15 protein-coding genes and 3 pseudogenes are annotated in these 24715 nt (G+C 54.9%); 12 read left to right on the top strand and 6 right to left on the bottom strand.

Annotation, left to right across the window (positions count from 1 at the left end; genetic code table 11):
• Positions 1-2184, bottom strand: coding sequence for a caspase family protein (locus tag OE750_RS16095; RefSeq protein ID WP_263765335.1), 2184 nt, complete (start codon positions 2182-2184; stop codon positions 1-3).
• A 147-nt stretch (positions 2185-2331) separates the two neighbouring features.
• Here OE750_RS16095 and OE750_RS16100 point away from each other — a divergent pair, with 147 nt between their 5' ends.
• Positions 2332-4095, top strand: a complete 1764-nt coding sequence (locus OE750_RS16100; RefSeq protein ID WP_263765336.1) for an alpha/beta hydrolase — start codon at positions 2332-2334, stop codon at positions 4093-4095.
• 13 nt (positions 4096-4108) lie between these two features.
• Here the strand turns inward: OE750_RS16100 and OE750_RS16105 are convergent, their stop codons facing one another.
• Complete coding sequence (locus tag OE750_RS16105) at positions 4109-4765, bottom strand: peptidoglycan-binding domain-containing protein (protein ID WP_263765337.1); 657 nt, start codon at positions 4763-4765, stop codon at positions 4109-4111.
• Positions 4762-9426 (bottom strand): CHAT domain-containing protein, encoded by a 4665-nt coding sequence (locus OE750_RS16110; RefSeq protein ID WP_263765338.1) that lies wholly within the window; start codon positions 9424-9426, stop codon positions 4762-4764. Before OE750_RS16110 ends, OE750_RS16105 begins: the two co-directional genes overlap by 4 nt.
• Before the next feature lie 311 nt (positions 9427-9737).
• Here OE750_RS16110 and OE750_RS16115 point away from each other — a divergent pair, with 311 nt between their 5' ends.
• From OE750_RS16115 to OE750_RS16145, 7 genes are all read left to right on the top strand, one after another.
• Positions 9738-10445 carry an IS6 family transposase gene (locus OE750_RS16115; RefSeq protein WP_263765339.1) on the top strand — a complete coding sequence of 236 codons (708 nt, stop codon included), beginning with the start codon at positions 9738-9740 and terminating at the stop codon, positions 10443-10445.
• A 138-nt stretch (positions 10446-10583) separates the two neighbouring features.
• The gene (locus OE750_RS16120) at positions 10584-11252 is read left to right on the top strand and encodes a hypothetical protein (protein ID WP_263765340.1); all 669 of its coding nucleotides are present in this window, start codon (positions 10584-10586) and stop codon (positions 11250-11252) included.
• 103 nt (positions 11253-11355) lie between these two features.
• Positions 11356-11544 (top strand): hypothetical protein, encoded by a 189-nt coding sequence (locus OE750_RS16125; protein WP_263765341.1) that lies wholly within the window; start codon positions 11356-11358, stop codon positions 11542-11544.
• Positions 11545-11794: 250 nt separating this feature from the next.
• A complete protein-coding gene (locus OE750_RS16130) occupies positions 11795-12625 on the top strand; it encodes a hypothetical protein (RefSeq protein WP_263765342.1) in 831 nt (276 codons plus the stop codon).
• 977 nt (positions 12626-13602) lie between these two features.
• Positions 13603-14496 carry a hypothetical protein gene (locus tag OE750_RS16135; protein WP_263765343.1) on the top strand — a complete coding sequence of 298 codons (894 nt, stop codon included), beginning with the start codon at positions 13603-13605 and terminating at the stop codon, positions 14494-14496.
• Positions 14497-14597: 101 nt separating this feature from the next.
• Positions 14598-15248: an IS6 family transposase gene (locus OE750_RS16140; protein ID WP_263765449.1), complete on the top strand. Its 651-nt coding sequence runs from the start codon at positions 14598-14600 to the stop codon at positions 15246-15248.
• Positions 15249-15810: 562 nt separating this feature from the next.
• Positions 15811-16248: a hypothetical protein gene (locus OE750_RS16145; RefSeq protein ID WP_263765344.1), complete on the top strand. Its 438-nt coding sequence runs from the start codon at positions 15811-15813 to the stop codon at positions 16246-16248.
• Positions 16249-16365: 117 nt separating this feature from the next.
• Here OE750_RS16145 and OE750_RS16150 read toward each other — a convergent pair.
• A pseudogene (locus tag OE750_RS16150) lies at positions 16366-17259 on the bottom strand (IS481 family transposase).
• A 314-nt stretch (positions 17260-17573) separates the two neighbouring features.
• On the opposite strand from OE750_RS16150, the gene OE750_RS16155 reads away from it, so the two are divergent.
• From OE750_RS16155 to OE750_RS16165, 3 genes are all read left to right on the top strand, one after another.
• Positions 17574-17900 carry a hypothetical protein gene (locus OE750_RS16155; protein ID WP_263765345.1) on the top strand — a complete coding sequence of 109 codons (327 nt, stop codon included), beginning with the start codon at positions 17574-17576 and terminating at the stop codon, positions 17898-17900.
• Positions 17901-17904: 4 nt separating this feature from the next.
• On the top strand, positions 17905-18039 hold the full coding sequence (locus OE750_RS16160) for a hypothetical protein (RefSeq protein ID WP_263765346.1): 135 nt from the start codon (positions 17905-17907) through the stop codon (positions 18037-18039).
• 1153 nt (positions 18040-19192) lie between these two features.
• A complete protein-coding gene (locus OE750_RS16165) occupies positions 19193-22813 on the top strand; it encodes a hypothetical protein (RefSeq protein ID WP_263765347.1) in 3621 nt (1206 codons plus the stop codon).
• Between the two features lie 81 nt (positions 22814-22894).
• Here the strand turns inward: OE750_RS16165 and OE750_RS16170 are convergent, their stop codons facing one another.
• Complete coding sequence (locus OE750_RS16170) at positions 22895-23485, bottom strand: rhodanese-like domain-containing protein (protein WP_263765348.1); 591 nt, start codon at positions 23483-23485, stop codon at positions 22895-22897.
• Between the two features lie 159 nt (positions 23486-23644).
• Positions 23645-24411, bottom strand: a pseudogene (locus tag OE750_RS16175) (IS6 family transposase).
• 58 nt (positions 24412-24469) lie between these two features.
• Here OE750_RS16175 and OE750_RS16180 point away from each other — a divergent pair.
• Positions 24470-24703 (top strand): annotated as a pseudogene (locus tag OE750_RS16180) (tyrosine-type recombinase/integrase); the annotation flags it as partial.
• Positions 24704-24715 lie beyond the last annotated feature (12 nt).

Genomic DNA, 24715 nt, shown 5'->3' on the forward strand with positions numbered 1-24715 from the left:
CTAGTCCAGCAGACCGGCTTCGCGAAAGACTTCGGCGCGCGGCAACACCCGCCAACGATAGCTTTGCACCCAGACGTTTGGCTCGCTCACACCGGCAGAGAACAGACCCATGGCACCACGTGTCGCTCCAGTACGCGATAAGTCCCGTAACATCTCGCGGGCCACGGCCCCCCGCGCATCGCGCGTCTCGCCGGCGCAATTCTCGACCAACCCTTGCAGGTTAAGCGCTTCGCCGTTTTCCTCAAGCTCGCTCACGAGGAAATAGAGGCGCTCATGGCCGGCCGAATACGCATTGCCCGGACAATCCGAGCACATCTGCATCATGGCACCGACCTCGCGCGCAGCTTTGGCACCTTCGACCAATTCATAGTTCACATGGACGCAATATTGCGCGTCGATGTGGATGCGGTTCACGTCCCGTTGTCCGGCCTCCTCGTTTTGCGCTGTAAAGCGCAGCACGTCGCATTGTTTCAGGTCACCGGAGGGAGCCATCGATGAAAAGGCGTCCGTTGAGCGGGCTTGCATGGCGGCTTGTCCAACAGGACCACATTCAGCTTCCACATCCATCGTCTGACCAGGAGGGATCAACTGCGCGGGCGTGCTTGGGAAAACCTGCACATCCAGCGCCACAGGAATAGGGGCTGCGATCGCTCCACCGCCATCCAAAAGATCGAGCGTCTTGGCCAGTTGCTCGGCGCGCAGAATGCGCCGCACCGCCTCGCTGAGAGGTCTTGGGTTAGCTTCTGGCTTTGCCACCTTATGCCCGACCGGCTCTGAGCCAATGGCAGTGGCGGGGCCGAACCAGAGACCGCCATCGCGCAGGACCACTTGCACATCATAGGCTGTGCCGGAGATATCGGCTACGATACCAAGCTGGTCTGCATTGGCGGTCACGGCATCGGCAAACAGGGTCGAAAGCTTTGCAGCCTGCGGCAAGGTCGCGCCGGTCTCGAAATTCAAGACAGGCGAAAAAGTGATACGTCGATCGATAGGGTGCAATTCGACTTGTGCAAATCTTGCCGTCTTCGGGATTGTGCCGATGGCAGGGCAAAGCGCATCTGCTTTGGGCAGGCAGTTGGCGTCGACCATGCGGATAAAAGCATCGCGGGCATCCGCTTCTTCAACTTGAGCATAGCCGATTACTTCGTCCGGGGCGGCCGAGATATCCTCGACAAGGGCGAGCATCGTGCCAGCCTGCAGGCCATGGACAAGCCCGGCTTTGACCTTGTCAAATTCGGTCAGATAGCGCGGGATACGGGTGCTACCTTTGCCGCCAAACACCGGCGCATCAATCAATGTGCCTTCCCACAAAGGGGTCTGAATCGCGCTGGCGCCAAAGCTGGTGTTGCGGTTCATATCGCTCAGGACCGCTTGGAAAAGCTGCCGATAGGTAAGGGCCAAGCCGCTATCCAACCGTGCCGCGAGTGTGGAGGTGAAAAGACCATACCACTGCGGATCTTGCCCTCCGCGCGACAAGTCGCCTTCGCGGGCGACATCGTTGGACCGCGTCGCATAAAAGGCAAGGTAGCTTCCTGCGTCCGCAGGCAGGGGGGGAGCGGCTTCGGTCACGCCCGCCTGCGGTTTCGCAGCGCGGATATCGATATTAAGCGCTGCCGGGTTAACTTGCCGCTCCGCAGTCAGGCCGCCGCTGCGCATTCCGCTGCCGGAGTGGCAGCTGTCCATCACCAACCAGACGTCAGCGCCCTTGGCGCGAATGCCGGCCACGAGCGCGCCGATCCGGTCGTCTGTCAGCGCATTCGGGATGATTTGAGTGCCCGGCTCCGCGACCCGCACGTCAGAAGGTAGGAAGACCTCATCCAACCCATCGGTCTCATCCCCTTCCAGATCCAATTGCCGGGTGCCGTGGCCGCTGAGGTGAATATAGACGAGATCCCCTTTTGTGGCGCGGGAGGTGACCTCGGCAAAGCCCGCTTCGATCCCTTCCAGCGTAGGCAGGCTGGCACCTTCGACATCACTTGCCACGATTACAATATCTTCGGCCCCGCGTTTTTGCAGCGTGTCACGGATTAGGCGCACATCGTTTCCGGGCCCTTGAAGATCAGAAATTTTGGCAGCCTCATCATAGTCGGAGACGCCAACGAGCAACGCGCGAATGTCCGCGCTGGCGGTCGTTGCACCCCAGAGAATGAAACAAACCGCTGCGCTGAAATACCTAAAAGACATCACCTTATCCTGCGCGTTCCATGGTGGCATTTTGCTATTGGGATGAGCCTAACATTAGGATATAAACTCTGTAAACCTACACCTATTCAAAGCGGGCGATGCCCCTCGTCCGCCATCGGATGCAGCATATTGAAGTTGGATCAGACCATGCAGACTTTTCTCCAAACGCGCACTCCACTGCTGATGATGGCTCTGGGGCTGGCCCTTTGCCTGCAGACACCGGCCTTGGCGCAGACAGCGCCGCTTGATCCTGGATCCATGGCGTTTGAGATGGCATTGATGGAGGCGCAGGCACCGCAAGACAGGCTGGCCTTAGTCGAGACTGCGATTGCGGCAGTCGAAGCGAGTGCCGAGCCGGATTACCGGATGTATTTCGACCTGAATGACCTGCGCCTGGATCTGCTTATTGAACTTGCCCGAACCGCAGAGGCAGCCACTCTGGCAGCCTCTCTTTCGGCCTTTGCTTTGGAAAATTCGGGGCTTTTGAATGCTGATCCGATTTTCTACGCCCGCCATGCAGCAGCCCTCTTTGAGGAGGCCGGTAACCAGCGCGTCGCTCTGCAACAGTTGGAGGCGGAGGCGAAACTGCGTCTGGAGTCGGGCGAGACGGGCGAAAGCTTGGCGCGTGTCTACCGGGATATGCAGCGTTTGGCTGCGGCGCGCGGAGACAGTGGCGGCGCGGCAACCTACGCGGAGCTTGCTGAAAACGCGACTGACTCGCAAGGGGCGGCTGTCAACAAGCGTGGCGATACGGGCTATTCCGAGGTCGACGTCTTTTACGCCACCGACCGGGCGCGTAGTGGGAGCGCTGATCCCAACAAGTTCTATAGTGCAGGACGGGGTGATCTGGAATATGGCACAGTTACGGTCTCCATCCCCAAAACACATGAACCGGGTGCGATTGAGCTGCCATCAATTTGGCGGCTGGAATTCGGGGCGACGCCGGCCAAACATGTCATGCTGCGCAGAGTGATCCCTCAGGACAGCGCAGAATTCTTTGCGTCCATGCAGGAGCGGGTCGCAAAGAGCCCCCGCAAGGAGGCTTTTGTATTCGTGCATGGCTTCAATACCACGTTTGACGCGGCCTCTCGGCGGGCGGCGCAATTGGCCTACGATATGAATTATAGCGGTGTGCCGATCCTTTACTCTTGGCCCTCGGCGGGGAAGACATTCAGCTATGTGGCGGATACCGCCGTGGTGCGTCTCAGCGGTCGCAGGCTGGCGCTGTTCCTTGAGGATTTGCACGCCAACAGCGGCGCGGATACGATTCATATCGTTGCGCATTCCATGGGTAACCGTGCGCTGACCGATGCACTCGAGCTTCTCGCGCTTAAGACCCGCGTCGCTGAGGGTGGCGGGCCGATGTTCGGCCAGTTGTTTTTCGCCGCGCCAGATGTGGACGCAGGACTATTTCAGGAGATGATGAAAACGATCCGCCCGATCGGCGAACGACTGACGCTCTATGCCTCTGACGTGGACTGGGCGCTTGAGGCATCGCGCAAGCTGCACGGCTATGCGCCGCGCGCGGGCCAAGCCGGCGACAATATTCTGGTCGCCACGGAATTCGACACCGTGGATATGAGTATGTTAGGCGATGACATGCTGGCGCATACATATTTTGCTAACGACAGCTCTGCAATCACCGATATCGCCTCCCTGATCTGGCGCAGCCCGGATCCCGTCCATCGCTGTGGTTTGGTCAACCTGCAGGAGCAGGGCAATCCCGAGATCTGGCACTATGAGAAGGGCGCGTGCCAGGTCGGCAAGCTGGTCGCGCTGATCTCGCAGCTTTGGAACCTCGGGCCCGTGGACGCGCAGGCGATCAAGAGCCAGGTCCGCGCCCTGGTTTCCGATCCAAACGAAGCCGCCGAACTGGAGCGCCGCTTGGTCGATATGATTGCCACGGAGTGACAAGACCAAGCGGCTAGCAGCCGCCGAATGCCAGAACGCTGTCAGTTGCCAACTGTCGTCGTATCTTTGGTCCGGCGCGCCCGGTCGCGGATAATCCAGCCTCAGCCTGATACGCAATCAAGGCAGTGCGTGTGCGATCGTCAAAGATAGTGTCTGCGGTTCCGATTAGATACCCGCCCGAGATCAGGCTTTCTTCCAGACTCTCGACCATGACATTCACATCGCCCGCCTGGAGTTCGATATCGGGGGTCCGATTTTCGATCGCTCGGCATATTTCCAGATCCACAGGTTTTAGCCTGAAATCTCCTGTCAGCATGATCCCCTCGGCATCGCGGGGCTGCGCCGCCAGAATGCTGTCGAGGCGCATCACTTCGACACGGGAGTTGGAGACGATGCGCAGATCCTCGGCCGTGTGATGCATCTTCATGCCACCTCCGTCACAGCCGAACGAGCATTCAAACGTGTCGTTCTCCAAGATCCCACAGCTGGTGAAAAACAGCACTTGAGGAAGGTCAGGAAGGGTGTAGGTGATGTCTCCTCGGGCAGTGACGACCATCTCCTCCACCCCATCTTGCGGAGCGGGGAGCGCATAGCAATCCGCAACCTGTGCCTGCGCATGGCTTGCCACAAGACAGGCCGCCGCGGTGATGATATGAAACCGTGTGATCACAAACTGCCCTCCAGCAGGATAAATGCGGCCCAGTACCGGGGATGCGCCCAGCCATTCAGGGCGGCGTCCGTCTGCGGATTGGGGACCGACGCGTCGTCCAAGGCAAACCCGCCCCGATCCGGCAGCGTATCGACGTCAATCTCGCCGCGCATCACGGCAAGCTGCGCGCGCTGCAATGCGCCCGCAGTGTCCAGCCCCTGCGCATAGTGCCGATAGAAGGCAATCATCAAAGCCGCCGTTGCCCCATCAGGAACAGGCAGAACGGAAGCCAGAACCGCCTGCGCACCGCGATCCTGGGCAATCGCGGCCACGCTTTCCAGTTCGCTGCCATCGGCGTTCACTGTGCCAAAACCCGTCTCACAAGCCGAGAGCGTCAGCAGCGATACCTGTGACAAATCAGCGTCGCTGCCCAGTCCGGTGCGCAAATCCTGCACGCTCAGGAAATCGCCGTTGCCAAGCAAAAGCGCGCTGTAATCTTCGGTTTTGCCAATTTTGAAATGGGAGGCAAGGTGCAGCACACCGGTTTGCCGTGGGGCGCCACCTCCGAAATTCAGGGCCTCTATCAATGTGCCTCGGTTGAAGTCCTGATCGAATTTGGCGGTGCCCGAGATATACCCCTGATCGGCACTATTTTCCTGAACGACGGCTTTCACCTCCGTCTCGACTGAGGGCAGCGCAGGCAGACCATTGAGAGCCTGGGTCGCGCCAAAGCCTGCAATGATCTCGCTGCGCGGCAAGGCCCCGTTCGGGACTGTGCCGGCGGTGATGTGGGACAGGGTGTAGCGTTCTGCCAGCCATTTGCCGTCGCTATAGAGTGCGGCGATCGGCAGGTAGCGCAAATGGCGGTCCAGTGACAGGACAAGCCAGTCTACCTCTTCGGCGTTCAGAACCTCCAGAACCTCGGCAGGCAGAAGCAGGTCAGACAGCCGTTGCCCCATGCTGCGCGGGTCGTGCATGGGCTCGAACACGTCCGTGCGGAAATCGGCAACCATTTGGTCCAGCGCACTTTCGGAAAAAGGCGTCTGGTCGATTTTGTCCCATTGCCAGACCTGCTGTCCGGCACCCGTGGACAGCACCAGCCCGAGGCGATCCTCCAGAACCACGTATTGAAGGATGGCACTCTTGCGATCGCCTGCGTTCTCCAAATAGCGCAGCATCAGCTTGTCATAGGAAAAATCCGGGGTCTCGCCCTGATCCGCCACATCCTGAGCCGCGCGGATCACGCGATCCATCCGCTCCCTTATTGCAAGGTCATGCGCTGCCATTGCAGCATTCAAACTGTCCAGCTCAGCGATTTCCGCAGCCGTTAGGGCGCGCAGCTGGGCAAGGTTTTGGAGCTGCGCCAAGCGCACCGTTTGCGAGGCCTCCGGCAGGGCGATGGTTGTCATCGCATTCAGAAGACTCTGTTCCGTCTGCGAGAAGGGCAGCAGGTCATAGGCGTCCTGCGTCAGGCTGGGCGCGCGGTTGGCAAACTCAAAGCTTTCGAAATCCTTGAGCATTTCGAGCACGCGAGAGGCTTCTTGAGGCCGGTTCTGCGAGATCATCAAATCCGCCAGCCAGCGATAGTGGTTCTCCACCTGCGCGCGGAAACAAAGCTGCATGTTCTCAGGCAGCGTCGACAACAGGCTTCGGGTCGACTGCAACTGGTTGACCGCACGTTTTGCAATAACCATCGCGGCCTCGCGGGCACCATAGGTAACAAGGCGCTCGGAGGTTTTGGACAGGGTGCAGACGTTCGCAAGAGCCGCACCCAGCGGCCCGCTTACCGTGCTATTTACTCGGTTCCGCTCCAAATCGGCTGAAAGGGCGATCAGCTCCAACTCAATGGCCTTGGTGGCATCGCCGCTCGCGGCTTCGAGTGGGGCAAGGGCGCGAGCCCTGACAGAAAGGGCCTGCGAATAGGGCATATGGATCACGGCCTCATACCGGCTACGCGCGACGCCAAGGTCCGAAGTGGTGGCGCGCTTGCCGATCTGGCCTCGCAATACGGCAAGCAGATCCCTAGCTTCGCGGACGCCCTGACGCGACAAAGTCGTCAAAAGCGGCTCCAGCCCCTTGACCTCTTGTCCGTTCTGCGTGGCCCGTGCGACCTGCCGGCGCAGCGGTCCCAGACTGGCGGAAAGCTCTGCCCGGCGCGCAAGGCGGGCGCGGCGTTCCGCCTCCGCGTAATCGCCATAGAACGCCAATACATCCACGAGTTTCGCCGAGTAGGCCGTCTGATTTTGCACCGCCCAATAATCGCGCTGCTGCAAGGCATTGCGGCTTTGCTGCACAACCAGACGCAGCTCTGCGTCAGAGATCGCGACGAGGTGATCGAACGCCATCGCAATCAGATTCGGGTCATGAAATCCGAGTGCAGCGTCCTTGAGGCCCGTCAGGCAGCTCTCGTCGTTGGCGGCCTCACCGATGGGGCAGGTTTCGCGCATTCGCGCCTGTGCCTGCGCGATATCCGGCGCAAAATACCATGGCGCATCTGCCTCTGATGAGGGAGTGCGCAGGAAATCTTGCTCATATGGATGAGCGGCGAGACCCGGGGACAGCGAAACAAGATCCGACAAGAGGTCGGTGACGCCAAGGGTATCGACGCGGCTGTATTGCGGTGGCTCCAGGATCCAGGCCTGGCGGCTGCTGTCCGCCACCCGCAGCCACCTGACCGCCTGTGCCAGATCCAGCGCTTGCCCGCTGCTTGCATCGGCATAAAGCGCGCCAAGCTCAAAGGCGATTTCGCGGTAGCGGTCGCGTCTGAGCTTTCGTTCAACGGCAGTGCGCCCATCGGCATCGGTATCGCTCTCTTGTCCGGTGTCTTCGGGCACATATCGCAGAGCTTCCTTTGTGATGGTCTTGAGTAGCTGATCGCCGGTCTCGCCATCACTCCAGAAGCCGCTTGGCTCCAGCATCCGGCCATAGAGCAGACCAGCCGCAGCGGCGGGCTGCATTTTCTCGATCGCACGATGGTAGTAGGTTCCAGCCTGCGACCAATCCCGCACACCGCCTGCGGCGGTTTCCATCTGCTCGGCCAATTGGGCCAGCGCGGTGGGATCGCCAAGGTCGGCGGCCCTGTGCAACAGGCGCTGGGCTTCGCTGTCATCTTGCGCCACCCCAAGGCCATATCGGGTCATCATGCTCAGGCGCAGCATCGAGGGCGCGTGACCGGATTGCGCAGCCATCGCAAAATGCGCGGCAGCACGCGCGGGGTCGCGGCCCTCGGCGCTCAGCCCTTCCATCAAAATCGCCCCGAAAGCGTAGTGAAGTTGCGGATGCGCGCCGTCCTTCAGCGCATCATAGAGAAGGTCGCTTCCAGCTATGGCTTGGAAATCCCGCAAGAACTCCTGCGCCGTCCCAAGCGTCAGATGCGTGTCGAGCAACAGCGACCCTCGCGCGTCTTCTATCTTCTCTTTGGTCCCCCAATGGCGCCAGACAAGGGTTTCGTTCACATCGGCGAGGCTGCGATCCACCAGCTCTGCAATATGTGTGCGGGCATCCTCGAACGCGAAAGGCAGGGCAAGCACGTGATCCAGCTCGGCAAGGGGAACCCCGCCGCCGCTGCGCAAGAGAAGCGCAAAGCCAAAAGTCTGCTGCGCAGCAGAGTGGCCGGAATACATGAGGTGCCGCGCCATCACGGCGATCTGTTCCGGCGACATCGAGCCTTCGCCTTTGACATACTTGCCCGAGGGGCTGAACACGGGGAAAACCTGCGCAGCCAGGCCCTGCATTGCCTGCCAATCCGAAACATCGGCCAAAGGCAGCCGCGTCAGGACCGTCAACGCAGGACCGAAGATGCCGTCCTGGCCAAGGTCCGCAAGCGCGCCGTCAAGATAGGCGCTGCCGGTGTTCCGCTCTTTGAACACGCAGCGCAGGATAGGGTCCGCCTGCGCCAAGAGAGCGTCCCCCGAGCCGGCGGTCAGTCCAGACAGGATTCCGCTGAGGGACGCGTATTTCTCGGGCAGCGCGTCGTAGCCAATATAGGCGCTGGAGCACAGCTCGAAGAGCGCGGTCAGATCGACCGTCGGGGCAGAGCCGCAGGTTGCGTCGCTGCGCCCAAGTGCGACCAAGTCACCCGGCGATGGCAGCTCCCGCGCCGAGAGGTTACCCCCAAGACTCTCCCAAATGGTGCGGCTAGCGGGACCGAACAGCCCATCGACCAGCACGACCCCGCAGCCTTTCGCAGTAAGCGCCATCTGCGCAAAACTAGAATGTGGCTGCCAGTAGGCACGCTTTTCTTCCTGATTTTGCACGGTGGTTTCAAAACCGGTATCATGGATGTGGCGCAGAACAGGGCATAGCCCATCCTTATGGCGCACGACGTCCTGCGACATCCGCTCTTTCGCTGCGCGGTTTGCTGACAAGATGCGGCTCAGAACCCTGTCACGGCTATCGAGGCCCAAAAGCCCGTTGGCGAGAAGATACGCCGTATCATTTTCGCTGTATTCGGCATTAACGATCAGCTGCCGAACGCTGGTGCCACTGAAGGCAGAGGCGAAAACCAGCATTTCATCATGAAGGCGCGATCTGCTGGACAGAATATCATTGCCGCAACTCAGCTGCTCGAGTGTGCCGTGCCAATCGGTTATCTCGGCCGTTTGCTGTTGCGCCGTGGCTGTTTGCGGCCCGCATACGCTGCCAAGGACTGCGCTCATCAGGCCAATGAAAAGCTGTCGCATGATTGCCTTTCCGCTTTGTCGCTCTTCAAAATCCATATTGGCCATTCGACCTGAAATCCGGTTGTTGCGTCTACGAAATCGACCGCAGCTAAGGTTGTTTCATCCGCCTCTCGCGTTGAGCGGACCCTGACCTCTCGGGCTGCGATGGAAATCCCGTCCCTCTGCAACAGCTCTCCGAGACGGTTGTAGACAAAACAGCGTGGCTCAACCTGACTGCTGGGCTTTGTAGTGAATTTACAGCCCAGGGTCAAATTGTGGGAATTTTGCATTAAACATGCGGTTTGGTCACGATCCTACTTTTGAGGTCGATCATGCCGTGTAGATCCCCTTTCAAGCGCCATCGGTTTCCGCAAGACATCATCCTTTGTGCAGTGCGGTGGTATCTGCGCTACCCGCTGTCCTATCAGGACGTGGTGGATCTGCTCACAGAGCACGAAATAAGTGTTGATCGGTCCACTGTGTATCGCTGGGTGATCAAGTTTGGCCCAGAGATCACCAAACGATCGGAGAAGCATCTACGCCGGGCAAGCGTGGAATGGCACGTGGACGAGACCTACATCCGCGTTGGCGGAAAGTGGCGTTATTTGTGGCGAGCCGTTGATGCCAACGGTCAGATGATCGATTTTCGCCTGACTGTTCGGCGGGATGCAAAGGCAGCAAGGGCCTTTCTGAACAAAGCTATCGAGCGCGTGAGGTTACATCGGCCGATCACCATCGTCACAGACAAAGCGCAAAGCTATCGACGCGTCATCCGCGAGATCAATCACTGCTACGACCCGCATTTCGACAGCATCCGACACATCGACAAGAAGTGGCGCAACAACCGCATCGAGAGCGATCATGCTGCCATGAAACGGCTACTTGGATACCGTCAGAGCTTTCGGTCACTGCGATCAGCCAAAGCAACCCTGAGCGGGATAGAGACAATCCGAACCATCAAACGCGGTCACATCCACAATAAGCAACCAGGTATCAGAGGCGAGATCCAATTCGTAAGCCAGCTCTTCGCAGCCGCGTGATCCACAACGGTTGCGGGCGTTAACCTGTAATCAGCAGGTTAACGCAACAGTCCCCTGCGGGTAGCTCACCCTCCACCGGATTACCTCGCTCTGGCCCGAACTATTGCTCTTTAGCAATCGTGAGGCCATAGTTCGAGTATGAGAAAAAAACTCGCAACCTTAACCTTGGGCCTTTCTCTGTTGACTGCTGGGTCGTGCGCAGTGGCCGAGCCGTCGCATGGCTCTTTCACTGCCAAACGACCTGATCCGCTCAGACAAAACGTCCAGGTCGCGCTGGAAGGCATCCGGTCCGCTGCGTCGGCCGAAGATGTGCCTGCTTTGTTGGCTTGGTTCGATCCCGATGCGACGTTCAGTTTTGGCACCGAGACCGGGCATGAGGCCTTCCTTGAACTTTGGCAGGACTATGGTGACAATTCTTTCCGCCGATTTCTAACGGTTTTCGAAACTGCAGTGGCGCCCGGCGGGTTTCGACAAAAGGATGGCGCAATGCATTTTCCTTATCATACCCAGATCGTGGCCAAGGACGTAGAGCCCTATTTTGTGATGCATGTCACGCCGGGTCGACTACGCGCAGGGCCCTCGCGGGATGCGCCGCAGGTCAAAATCGCCACCTATGCCTCGGTTTATTGCGTGGACCCACATTGCCTCTCGGATGAGGCCGGGGATTGGCTCGAGGTGCAATTGGCCGATGGCGGCAGCGCCTATGCCCCGCCAGATGCACTGCGCCCAGTCGTATCCAAGTATCGCTTGATCCTTGAGGAGCGCGAGGGCGGATATCGCGTCACTGTCTTCGTGGCAGGAGATTGATGTCTTTGCTGCGCTCTCCAAAATAAGTTAGGTTTGATGCATGTGGTCTCCTGAACCTTCTGATCACAATAACGATCCTTGGCCTTGGCGTTTTGCCTTGGTCTTGTTTGCGTTTTTTGTCGGAGCCGAATATTTTTTCGGTGGCGGGATTCCCCTGCTCATCCTAGGTGGTTTCATATCTGCGATTGTCGGCGTCGTCATAGCCGACCACCTTAAGGACGCGCCAGACGAAGAAGGCGTTGAAGGCAATAGCCACCAGCAGGCGGCTGCGTCACAAGATGACACGCAATGAGGCCTCAATTGCAAGAACCGAACGGAATCCGCTCATGATCTACTGCCGTGAGATACTCAGCTTTTGTCTTCAGATATCTGATGGGTGCCGAACGGCCATCAACGGCTCGACAACTAGACCCGAAGGGAGCTGGTCCACACATTTCATATCGTATCACTACCGGTTGTGGTTTTCACAAGCGCAGAAGGTGCCGCCATTCAAACGCTGCTGTAGAACGGTAATGCTCCGACACTTTGGCGGTAGAACAACCATGAGGCGCGTTGCTCAATTTGGCGCGACAATTGCCACGTTGCTGTTGCAAACGGCGGTCGCAGCCGAGCCACTTACCCCACCTGTCACGGGAGATATTTCGGTGCCGGGGCGATCAATGACTCTCAACGATGACGGCACGGGCACCGCCCTGCAAGACGGCACCGCAACTCGGCTGGCAATAGACGGCGGAAGCGTCATTCTGTTCTTCGACGCGGTTTTCGCTTTCGATGTCAAAGGAAATCTGCTGCGAGAATTCTCTCACGACGGAATACAGATGGGCGACCTCCTGCATCGTATGGCAGGGGTTGAGGCCTTCACTGTCAGGCAGGATCTCGACACACGCCGCGCCGTGGCCGCTGAATTGGAAGCTCTAGACATCCCCCGCAGCGCGGCAGAGCTGAACAAACGGATTGCGCAAGATCGACCAGCGATCATGGCAACAGGTGACGAAGTCGCGAACCAAAGCGCCATTGATCGGCTCGGCGCAGACCTTGCTCGGGGAGACATACGCCTGCTCGAGAGCAGCCGCGCCCGCCTTATTGGGTTCGGGCCGCCCCTGTCCGGCGCTCGGCCTGACATCATGATTGCGGCCGAACCAGATGAGCCACTGTTTCTGTCGCCTGCGCATGGTGCGGCAGCGACAAATACGCTCGGGTCGCGCCTGATTTTCGCAGCCCCCAGTTTAGCGCCGGAAACGTGGCGACGAGGCATCTGCATCCCATTAAGGGGCTGCGGTTGGAGCGAGATCAACGCCCTGACCGAAGTCCGGGCAGACTGGTTGCAGATTGACAAAGAAACGGGACGGCTTGAGGCGGTCGTGCTGCACTGAGGTACAGGCGCCCTTCCTCCCCAAGGCAGATTTTCATGATATCATTGCGAACTGTCGCAACTATGTTGCAGACAAGAGGGGCAAACTTAGCAATGCGCAGCACGTGCGGCGGCAGCGGTGCATGTATCGGCGATAAGTTGTGCTAGGACGGCTGCGTTTTCTGCTGTTTTCCGCTCCATCTTAGTCCGCAGAGCTACATCACCTCGAGCATCTTGATGCAAATTCCGCCTTATCCACAGCCATCGACGCGCATTTTGGACCAGTCGCGGTTTGATGCCGCTTCTTTGATAGCGCTAGACCTGCCCATCGAGAACATCCCGCTAGCCAAAACGATGCGGATCTCGACGGTCCTGTATCTGGTTGGTGGTTTAGCGCAAAAAGCGTCCGGCGCCGTATCACCACCCTACACCGACCGGAGCGCAATTTGTGCTCGTTGAAACTAGTCGCCCGAAGCTTGCTCCTAAAAGGAACGCTGGGCTGGATAAACGACGACAAAATGCAACTTGGTGACGATCTGACAGCGAGAATTCAAGGCTTCTACCAAACGATTGACTATCATGCAGAAACCCACTCTTCTGCGGGTCTAGAAACAAGCTAATGGCGTTCATATCTCGCGAAATCAAACAAAAACGATAGTCTATGGAAGTGCTGACAATTCGCGAGGCAGGAGAGCGTCGTGTCGTGGCCGAGATCACCGATACACTATCTGGCCCCATACGCGCTGACGTCAGACACTCTGACACCGCCCGACAGAAACATGAGCGTTGTTGATATGGTGCTCAATCTTGCGGGCCGCACTATCAGAAGAAGGGAGTTTCTCGACCGTATGATCGACAGATTGATCCAATCCGAAATCGAACTTCAAAGCCCAGAACATTATGAAAGGTCGCAGTTAGTGCAGCAATTCCCCCGTTTGTCGATATTCACATTTTGTGCCAGCATGTTAATATACTTTGACTTAAAGAACGGCATGATAGATGACGCAAACTGATGAGATGCGAGCAGGATTTATTCAACTACCTGATCCCAAGACCATCGAATATCCCCTGAAGTTAGTAAAACTAAGCGTCGCTGAAGGCGAAGGCTTCACAGCCCAGTCCGATGCCTTATATACGATTATGGATGCTCGCGGCGCAGTCAAATCCATCGGCTCGCCGGTTTCGGGAAAGGTTATGCGGCTTCTTGTAAGGGAAGGTGACGTTTTTACCGAACGCAGCAAGTTGATGGAGGTGCGATACTACCCTTCACAGAAAACTGCTGCGGCCTCGCCAGCGCCAAAAGCAACGCCAACGCCGGCACCAAGAACGAATTCGGTCGCATCAGAGGCGAAACCACCCCAGCGTGAATCCACACCGTCGAAACGGTCAAGTGCCAGATCGAATAGCCACCCCAAGAAAACGAAACGCAAAGGCATGGTTGTCTTACAATGGGTTGGATACCTAATCTTCCTAAGCCTCTTGGGCTTTGGTGTAACACTAGCCCTGATGTACGATGAAAGAGGCCGTGACACCGCGTTTTCCGCCATCCTCCCCACCAATTTGTTCTATACGGGAGACAGTGAGAAATCCCGGGTCTCAGGACGTGCTAAGCTTCTTGTCCCTGTCGATGGCCGAAGTGGTAAAACCACCACTATTACTTGCGAGCTAACCCATAAAGAATACGATAAAATCACTGAGAACATACAATATTTCGATGGCCAAGGCTATGCAAGATGGGTCATTTGGCGGGGCCGTCTGTTTCCTGGTCTGAACTGCGACTTTCACCCACGAAATGCGCCCGACCTCCAGCATGACCTTAATAGCGCGACCGTAAATACAACTCTATCTCTGATTTTCCTGAAGTCACTTCGCGAGCACGATGCAGGCAATTAGGAGCGATGCTTTTGCCGGCTTTGTCACGTTAAGTCGATGAAGTTGCGGGAAGATGTTATAGTGGCTGCATGAGCAAGATATTCCATGCATGACACCGCTTTCTGCCTGCAAAAATCCAAAGGGCGGTCTGGCTGTATTTTCGCTTTTCCCTGAGCTTTCGAGGCGTCGAAGAAATGCTGGCGGATCGCTGGATCCGAGTCAGCTATGAGACGATCCGCCGATGGATATTGAAGTTCGGCCCGCTGATTGCTGCCAACATAAGGTCCCGCAGAGTTCGGGTCTCTGGAACGTGGCATCTCGACGAAGTATTTATCCGTATCAGAGGCAAGCGGACATACCTTTGGCGCGCAGTCGACGATGAAGGCGAAGTTCTGGCCCAATCGCGCCGAAACAAGCGTGCGGCCCTTAAACTCTTGCGCAAACTCTTAAAAATGCAAGGATATATTCCGGATGTAATTGTTACCGACAAGCTGGCCTCCTATGCGGCTGCACTTCGGGAACTTGGGTTAACCCACCTTCATTCCACGGGTGGTCGGCTAAACAATCGCGCAGAGGTTTCACACCAGCCCACACGCCGACGGGAACGTCGAATGGGCAGGTTCAAATCGTCTAGCTCAATGCAACGTTTTCATTCCGTCCATGACACCATTTACAACCATTTCAATTTGCAACGCCACCTGATCTCTCGCCAAACTCTCCACCAAACGCGCGCCAGGGCATTTGCCGAATGGTTCGAAATCGTGGCCGCTTGATGCAGGACGCAGCCTACCAATTCCCCTCTTCTAAGTTAACGTGACAATGCCGGCACGAAAGCGCGACATGTCCAAACGCTGCGACCGTCATATTTGGGTTATGGGTCCCGCGCCTGATACACGAACAAAGGAAGTTAAGTAACTTGACACAAAGATGTCTGTCATGTTTCAATTTTCGGCATCTGAAAGTGAGGAAACAAGCAAGACGTAACAGATGGTGTCTAAGAGCTTTAGTCTATTGATTATTTTGACAATGAGTATTGCCGCTATTTAATCAATTGCTCATGCTGAAAATGCTTACGGTCAGTGCCGTGCAAAATGTGAACGATCTTTTGCTGGTATGTTTATGATCTTTCAGCTGACGCTGGTGCCTGTGCCGATAGTTGCAACAATGCACATTGGAGTGGCAAAAATAGGGCCTCAAGAGCTGCAACAACAGTTTCCCTTCGGGAACGCGGCTGAATGCCTGCATTCGCGGCGTTGATTTCTACAACGGATAGCCGCCAACTGTTGGGGGCCCCTTCACTTTCAAAGTTTTGTGCTGATAATCTGGCTTTATAATATGAATAGTATATTGCGACTGATCTTTTTGACTTCGACAACTATGGTATTGTGCGGTGGGGTAAACGCCTATTGCATCGACAGTGTTGCTGCTATTCAGGCGAAGGAGAGCAGTCGGAGAGCAAAGAGTGAGATAGCCGATGCCAAGAAGTTGATGGCTGCGCTTAACGATGTCTCCTACGAGATTGTCGGGGGGAAGACTTGGTGCAACGGCGCGCAACTTGCTGCAGATCTTTACCTCCGCGCTGCCTATCACTACACAGATGCAGCGCTTGAGTATAAGAAACTCATTCGGATTTGCGGAAATTATGGTGACAGGGGCAATGCCCAAGTGGCTGAAAATAACTGGGAGACTTCCCTACATAACAAACAAGTTATGTGGGACAAGTATGAGTCGATATCTGATTGGCGAGACAGCTACTGTTCGTCATCCGAATGATAGCTGGAGCGCGGGCGGCTGTTTCCACCCAAAGACGCTAAACTGGCCAGTTAAAACCGTCTTAACCAAGTCGGCATTGTGTAAGGTGCGGCTACTCGTGAGACTTCCCTTTGTTGATTATAGCTTTTCTCTGAGGGCTTCGTAAGGTGTCTTTCCATTGTGCGCGCCATGCGGTCTGTGAAAGTTATAAAAGCGCTCCCATTCGTCCAGTTTGGCTTCGAGATCGACATCATCTTTGTAGTTGAGCAGCTGATAAAATTCTTGCCCGTCGGAACGGTGAGACCGCTCTACCTTGCCGTTGAGCTGGGGCGTGCCGCGTTTGATGTAGGCATGGCGGATGCCGAGATCCTCGACGAGCCAGTGGAACTTCGCTTGAAACTCATGGCCGTTATCCGTCCTGATTTCGCGGATGCGGAAGGAGAATTTATCGATGACATGGTTGACGAAATCTATGGCGTTGGCTTGAGTGTGTCTTTCGTAAACCTTCAACGCCCGCACACGCGTTGCATCGTCGATAGCCGTATATTGAAAGCGGCGCACTTTCTCGCCCTGTTTGCCTTTGAAAGTCAGGAACTTAACATCCATCTGGATGTGATGATCCGGCACCTGCTTCTGATAACGCTTGGTATGGACTTTGCGAATGCGGGTGCCACGTGGAAGGCGGTTTAGCCAATGCCGGCGCAGGATGCGCGAAACCGTTGCGTCAGATATCCTGATGCCGTGATAGCGCTCCAGATACCAAACGATCCGCATGGGACCGAGGTGGTATTTGCGACGAAGATAAGGCACCTTTTCCTCGCGCTCCGGTGGCGTTCTGTTCGCGTGCCATTTGGGGATGGGCGGCGCATTGATTAGCCCTGCTTCGCCGTGTTCTACATAGGCTTTGCGCTAGCGGAAAAAACTGGCGCGACCGATCCCGAAATAGCGGCAGGTTTTGGCAACATGGCCGATCTCTTCGGCGTATCGCAGTATCCGCAACTTGCGTTGTATCTCGCGTTGATCTTTGTTCATGATCATCTCCTTCTTCCCGGTGCCGGGAGGTTAAAGGGAATGTCTCGCGAGTAACGGCATATCTACAGGCTCGACGAATTGTTGCCGTGGAATTGGGCGCCGCGTTGGCCGCTGCTGAAAACAGTCATGCCGCATAAGCTGCGGTATTAATGAAGCGGTTAAGATGATGTATATAAAAGGCTGGTTGCCTTTAACAGGTTGCCTCACACGAGTTGAGCACATTGATGCAGCTATTTACGCAGCTACGACCAGCATCACCGCTCGGACATGTTTCAGCGCAGTTATAGTAGCTGGTCAGACAGGCGTGTCGACAAGTGGAACTCGAAGCCTTGAATATCGTAGCGCAACTCACACCAGTAAGTTTTGGTTCGGTGGGTTCACAAGTAGCTGAGGTTTCCAAGGCTCGTTTCGACCAGTGCAAGTCGGAACTGTCGATAGAGCCGTTCGCTTTTGCGGTGTTAGTCAAAGCGACAGAAGCTGCTATGAGAAGTGCGGCGGCTGAGATAATCCTTAGTGGTCCATTTGCCATAATCTGCGTCTCCCTAAAGTTTATGCACGAAGCCTATCCCACATCAAAAATCAATCAACCCTCTTTAGGGGCCATTATTCAGGCTGAACAATACGATTGCAACAGGGAATGAAACGATGAACGAGTTTATGAAAAACGACTGCACCGACCTTCTGGAAATGGTGGTGCGCGAACGACGCCTGGCGGTTTCTGACCGCGAATGGCAGCACCGGCTGCACGAGTATGGCTATTCCGTCCGCGACACCAAATAGAGGCGTATTCTGACGTCGCTGCTGCGTGGTGCATCCATCTGCAGCCTGCCCGCACATCTGGTCCGCTGAACGCGAAAGCACGCCCAGGCGCGGGAAGTGAAGCTTTTCCGCTGCGTTTTCCGGATGAACTACGCTTACGCGCCCTTAGCTGACATTCCCCAGTGGCCTGCTGCTTGACAGTAAGGTCGGTTAAAGATCGCTTAATTTTGTTTACTGGACAAGCTTATTTAGCCTTGAGCGGTGTCTGCGGTCGTGCAAAGGCTTGAATGTGGGCGGACCAAGCCGCAAATACGCGTCATCCGTGCCCAGCAACGACATTGCCACGTTAACTTAGATGAGGGACATACGCCGACTGCGCCAGGAATCGGCCTGCTTCGGTTACCATCTATGTTTGCGGTGAGCATTGGTTTGATCGCTCCAGAAAGAAGGGGAAATCTAACTCTACCAATCTAATGTCGTGATATAAACCGCAGATGTTACGCCGCTCTCTTGCATAATCTTCATCGAGCACCAGGCGCGATAGCGCTTTCGCCGCGGAAAATTTTGCTTACATGGATTTAGGTTATGTCATGGCTGCCAATGTCTCCTTCTGTGGGCCGCATCGCATCAATTTGGGGCCGCTTTGAGTGTCTGGTATGGGCCGTTCTCTACGGTCAACACGGGCGGAAACCGGACTTTCGCTGCGGCCTGCACCAATGGCAGGTAACGGGAACATCATTGCCAGTGTTTCAGCAGACTCAGACCAAAGCCCTTACCTGGCTTCTTCACCGAAAATAATACATGCTCGTGTCAGCTTTAGGTTGAAGGCAGCCACTAAGGCAATGATAGTGAGAACGGCGCGCATTATCCTTCTTTTCTAGTTTGGCAGAATAGGCTTAGATCAATGGTTTCTTTCCTAGAGATTTCACCGGAACAAATCCAACGCCTAGACGAGCACTTGCTAGTGGAGCTACTCCGCAGGCTCGCTAAAGCTGAAATGTTGAAGAATGGCATCCCATTGAGGGATGTGAATGTCCCAACGCAAATACACATACCCGACGGAGGCGAAGACGGACGCGTCTCGTGGAGCGGGGGGGTAAACGAGACTGACTACCTGCCCAGTAGGCATACGATTTTTCAATGTAAAAGAGGTGATCCTGGTCCCGCCGGCTGCATGAAAGAAACTTGGAAAAAGGGAACAGGAACCGCGGACAATCCGGCTGAACTAAACGAAGCACTGGAAGAAGCCTTGGTTGCAAGTGGATCCTACATCATCGTTACTGGCAGCGCCGTAGTCGGTACCAAAGTTACGGCTCGGGTCAACAAAATCGAAGAAGGCATTAGGGCCGCAGGCAAAAACCCGGATTTGTTGTCGAGTATTCGGATTTATGACGCCAATAAGCTGTCTGACTGGACATCCACTCACCCGGCAATTGCGTTGTGGCTAAACGGTATTTTGCAAGAAGTCGACCTTGGTGGCCTGCAGTCATTTGATCTATGGTCTCAAGATGGCGACATATCGCAGGTGGCGTTCCAGACCAGCGAAGAACCACGCTTCCGCCTGACAGGAAACACCGCCCGAGCTTTAAGATCTGAGTTAAGAATCGATCAAGAAACGATCAATTTTGAGCAGCTTCAGGCAGCAATTGAACACTTCTTCGCCTCCGGTCAAAATTCCGTTCGTGTTGTTGGTCCGTCAGGTTTTGGTAAGTCACGCGTCGTTCATGAACTATTCTCGAAGCCATATGATGACTGCCCAACACTCGATACTTCGTCAGTGATATTTTGCGAATTTGAAGATGTTTCTCAACGTCTTGGCAGCCTTGCCTTGAATTTGGTCTCGAGCGGAGCCGAAAGCGTCCTGATCGTCGATGATTGTCCTGACAGTTCTCACACCGACTTGTTCAGAAAAGCTCAAAGACAGGGGTCCAGAGTTAAGCTGATCACTTTGAACGTAGAAACGCGGTCTCAGGGAGTCCATGGGAACCTTGTCATCGAATTACTGCCCGCTTCAGATGACCTTATTAGCAGGATTGTAGAGGGCAGTCCCTATCCTAATGCAAAGAATGACATTGGCTTCATTCGAGACCTAGCTCAAGGTTTTCCCAGAATGGCTCTCGTGGCAGCTGAAGCAGCGGAGAACGGTGACGCAGCGCTAGTTTCGGTTGATGCATTGGTGGATCGGATTGTCTGGGGGAAAGATAAGGAGGATGCAGAAGCCCTTCGAGCGCTGCAATTTTTAAGCCTATTTACACTTGTTGGAGTGGAAGGAGATAGACAATTTGAACTGGAGCAATTGGCAAGCTTTATGGAAGCATCGGCCAAAGAAGTTTTTCGAAGTTTGGCAGTCTTTGGTGATCGCGGGATTGTTGGGAGAGTGGGGGACTTTGCAGAAGCGCGCCCACAGCCACTGGCAGTAAGGCTAGCGGTTCAATTGCTTGACACCTCGCCAGATGGCGAACTTATCCGGCTATTTGAGAACATCGACACCGACTTGCGTTTCAGATTGCTTGGGAGGTTGAGGTGGCTAAGCTTCGATCATCGTGTTGCTGGTCTTGCGTTAAGCATTGTCGAAACAGTTATCCCCAATATCGATGCGCTCAACACAGACGAAGGTTCCAAATTCATGGATCGGCTAGTTCATCTGGAACCCGATCTAGCAATGGCTACGTTTGAGAAATTCCTTTCACACCTGTCAATCGATGAGCTCTTGGCGTTCAGAGACGGTCGCCGCAATACAATTTGGGCGTTAGAGAAGCTTGTTTTTCGGGATGAGAGTTTTGAGCAGGCGGCCCATCTTTTGCTGAAACTAGCTGCGGCGGAGAACGAAAATTGGGGGAACAATGCTCACGGTCAATTTGTTGGACTGTTCCAACTGCATCTATCGGGCACTGAGGTTGAACCAGCAAGACGACTAGCGATCTTAGATGCTGGGCTTAAGCATGAAGATGCCAGAGTAAGGTCGGTTTGTATCGATGCGCTCGGCAAGATGCTGGATACGGGACACTTTTCAAGGTCTGGTGGCAACGAACGGATTGGTGCAGAACCAGCCCTCCAAGACTGGCAACCCGCAATCTATCAAGATATTTTCGATTTCTATAACGCAGCGATTGATCGACTTACAGATATCGCGTTGGAAGCGAACGTCGAGACGTATGAAAGGACTACTTCGCATCTTGGAGGCAAAATTCGTGGATTGCTTTCGTACCCCAATATTTTCAGTAATCTACGAAGCCAAGTAACCAGGGTTATTGAGAAAAATCCTGCATGGACCAAGCCAATCAAGTCTATAAACCAATGGTTTTTCTTCGACAGCAAAGAAGCTCCGACGGACTATGTCACTCAAGTGCGTGACTGGTATGACGAGTTGTTTCCAAGCTCCAAAGTGGACCAGCTGTTGCTTTTGTCCGAAGGGTGGCCCGGCGACTTCCACGATATTGGTGTCCCGTATGACCCCGAGACCGACACAGACCATGAGTATGCAATAAATTGCATTCGCGAGATTGTCTCCACTCTTTCAAGAGATGCGAAAGACAACTCAGAGTTAGTTAGCAAGATTGCCCGTGGTGAATTCAACAGCGCTTGGGCGCTTGGACATGCGCTGGCCAGTCATGTTGAGGATCCCGAAGCATTGATAGGTTTGGCTTGTGAGGCGCTTCACCCCCTAACAGAAACGGTAATATGCCTAAAAACATTTTGTGGCATGATATCTGGGGGCTTTAGTAGATCTCGCGATGTCGGAATGGCCTGCTTGGAGATTTCTTTGAACGCGCCTGAACTAGACGGTCACGCAATTTCGTTGATTTCAGCGGCTCAAATGGATTCTGAAATTGCATCACGCGTTGCCCAGTTAGTTACGGATGGTCTGTGCGATCCACGACATGCTGCGACGCTGAGTTGCGGCCGCGGCTTTGATGATCATGACTTCGCCACTATCCTGCCTCTCGCAGATGCAATCAAACAAACTGGACCGCAGGGAATATGGTCCGCCTTGGACTTGGTTTTTATGTACAGATACGGACAGCCCGAAAGCTTTGTTGAAAAAGCATCTTATGTGAAGGAGCTTTGCTCTCATCCCAACATTTTCTCCGTTGAGGCCATCGGGGTAATGGACGCCCATCATTGGGAAACAAGCATTGAAAAACTCTTTAGTTCGGATCAGGTGGACGACGCATTCGTGGAAGCCCTTTGTGATCGCTCGCTGGAACTGGCAACCAAAGCGGAACATGACGTTCAGCTGGAAATGGATGATGCAGCGTGCAAGGTTTTATTACTCGCTGTGCAGTACGATCCCGCCTTGGTGTGGAACAGAGTGCTGGTAGCATTTGACAATGCCGATGCCCTAACAGAATGGCGCTTACATAACCTACTAAAAGGTTCGGATCGAACGCCCGGTCAAGCTGGAATTTTGAATGATCTCCCCGAGGAAATTTATCTGAATTGGATAAGTGAGAAACCCAACGAGCGGATTGAATTCGTGCTTGAATGGGTCGAGTTGGTCGAAAAAGGAGACGAGAGCAGTCTCTTTTGGACTGCCCAGTTTATTTCGTTGATCGAAACCTATGCATCCAACGTTTCTCAGCTTGGAGGAATATATAGCAGATTGCTTTCCGGTGTAAGTTGGGGTCCGTTTTCTTCTCGATTAAAACCCCTAGCTCCGCTTTTTGAGAGCCTTAGGAACAGCCAAAATCCAATAGTTAGAAAATGGGCCAACGACTGCGTCCGGAGCCTAACCACAAGTATTGTGCAAGAAGAAAGACGGGAAGCAAATCGGGAAGCAGAGCTACGAGGATAGCATTCCTTAAATATATCATGTCTGCTTTTGAAACCGAAGCGGCTACACACCCTTTGGTGTTTGAATGGCAGCTTTGGGCCGTTAATCGCCGCCAATTATGGTTAAGCCTAGTAAACGCCAACCCTGCATGCCGCCGCGATAATAGAAAATGCGGTTCGCGGGGTAGCCAGCCTTGATCATGTTCCGGATCGCGGTGGGCGACTGGCCGCACCAGACACCGTTGCAGAATAGCGCTACGGGCTTTGCCTCCGCACAGTCCCAGCCGTCGAAATCGGGCTCACAACCCAGTTGTGCAAGTTCGTCCACGACATAGTTGTAAGGAATATTAATTGCACCAGGTATCGTGCCGCCCGCGAACCAGTCACGGGTGCGGCTGTCCACTACCACGGCCTCGGGGTCCAGTAGCATCTCTATTAGTTCCAGTTCGCCGATCGTGGTCACCCCTTCCGCAGGGCTGTGCGGTTGGATGCAAAAGTCGGGACAGGGCCGCGATGTAAGCGCCCATTCGCCGTCTATCTGATTTTTGGTGTCTTGAACCCTGTTGATCTCCACCATACCGTTATCTGTATGCACGGTGACTGATGGGATGTCTTTGGTAATGCCCACCTGATTTTCAGCCATCGCTGTCCCTGTGAAGAGTATCAGGGAGATTATCCACGCGAGAGTTTTCATAACTTGGTTCTCCAGATTGCATCTTTAATCTAAGGAAAAGCTTAGGCGTTGAATGTTCCTCCGTCACTTCAATTCACCTTTTCCCAAGTCGACACCCCCTTACGGGTAAGGCTTTCGTCTCCCTGAGGGCGTTGTCAAACTAAGGCGAACCGGTCTCAGCTACGGCAATAGCACTGCCCAATATGTTGCGCAAAGACCGCGCCACTCGTTAAGAGCGGCATCTCGATTGAGTTTGAAATTGTCGCGAGAGTAAAGATGTCGTTCCTTGTTGAAGTGGTTGCTAATTGAGGACTGCACGGCAACGAATTTCTGTAGAGAACGCATCTGCCTGAAGCGCAGCATAGCGCGTTCTCGTCGTCGAAATGGCAGATGGGAGTTTTCGGCCCGGTTGTTTTGCCGGTGCAACGTTTCCTGCTTTGAAACGTTGCCAATGACTTTCATTGCGGCGCCGTAAGACGGCAATTTGACCGTTACGATGATCTCTGGTGGGCCGTAACGCTTCATTGATTTTCTTAGGAATTTCAACGCCGCTTTACGATCACGGCGTATTGTGACGAATCTTTCCAAGATTTCCCCTTCCTGATCTACTGCCCGCCAAAGATAATGCGTCTCGCCGTTTATCTTCACGAACACCCTCTCAGGCATGAAAGCATGCCTTGCCGGGCAGTGCCATCGTCCAAGTGCCATTGCCAATTCGAATAGGCGCGCATCTGACTGACCCTTTTCTTGCGGATCTCTGCGGCAAACAACGGGCCAAATCTGCTCCACCAATACCGAACCGTTTCGTGGCTGATGTTGATACCACGTTCATGCAAAAGATCCTCCACATTACGAAGCGAAAGCGGGAAACGAACGTACATCATCACTGCTAAACGGATGATCTCTGGGCTCGTCTTGAAGTAGCGGAAAGGGCTGTGTTTGGTCATACCGCAACGCTAATTCCTCGCCCTGCCCGCCTCAACAAGTTTTCTTCTGACAGTGCCCATGGCAGGGATCAATAAACCGGCGACCCTGCACACATTGCGACACAGCTTTGCCACGCATCTTCTGGAGGCGAACACGGACGTGCGGGTGATCCAGGTGTTGCTGGGGCATGCCAAGCTGACGACCACGGCGCGCTACACCCATGTGACCACCAAAACGATCCGCGGCACGGTCAGTCCCTTTGAGCAGATGAAACTATTGCAGGATGAGACCCTGCGACGAGGGTTGGAGTAGTGATCATGGCCG

Source organism: Lentibacter sp. XHP0401 (assembly GCF_025751535.1).
Taxonomy (GTDB): Bacteria; Pseudomonadota; Alphaproteobacteria; order Rhodobacterales; family Rhodobacteraceae; genus Lentibacter.

Coding starts and splice junctions, on each gene's coding strand:
- OE750_RS16095 (WP_263765335.1), bottom strand. CDS start 2,184: ATGTCTTTTAGGTATTTCAGCGCAGCGGTTTGTTTCATTCTCTGGGGT.
- OE750_RS16110 (WP_263765338.1), bottom strand. CDS start 9,426: ATGCGACAGCTTTTCATTGGCCTGATGAGCGCAGTCCTTGGCAGCGTA.
- OE750_RS16120 (WP_263765340.1), top strand. CDS start 10,584: ATGAGAAAAAAACTCGCAACCTTAACCTTGGGCCTTTCTCTGTTGACT.
- OE750_RS16130 (WP_263765342.1), top strand. CDS start 11,795: ATGAGGCGCGTTGCTCAATTTGGCGCGACAATTGCCACGTTGCTGTTG.
- OE750_RS16165 (WP_263765347.1), top strand. CDS start 19,193: ATGAAAGAAACTTGGAAAAAGGGAACAGGAACCGCGGACAATCCGGCT.
- OE750_RS16100 (WP_263765336.1), top strand. CDS start 2,332: ATGCAGACTTTTCTCCAAACGCGCACTCCACTGCTGATGATGGCTCTG.
- OE750_RS16145 (WP_263765344.1), top strand. CDS start 15,811: ATGAATAGTATATTGCGACTGATCTTTTTGACTTCGACAACTATGGTA.
- OE750_RS16170 (WP_263765348.1), bottom strand. CDS start 23,485: ATGAAAACTCTCGCGTGGATAATCTCCCTGATACTCTTCACAGGGACA.
- OE750_RS16115 (WP_263765339.1), top strand. CDS start 9,738: ATGCCGTGTAGATCCCCTTTCAAGCGCCATCGGTTTCCGCAAGACATC.
- OE750_RS16135 (WP_263765343.1), top strand. CDS start 13,603: ATGACGCAAACTGATGAGATGCGAGCAGGATTTATTCAACTACCTGAT.
- OE750_RS16160 (WP_263765346.1), top strand. CDS start 17,905: ATGAACGAGTTTATGAAAAACGACTGCACCGACCTTCTGGAAATGGTG.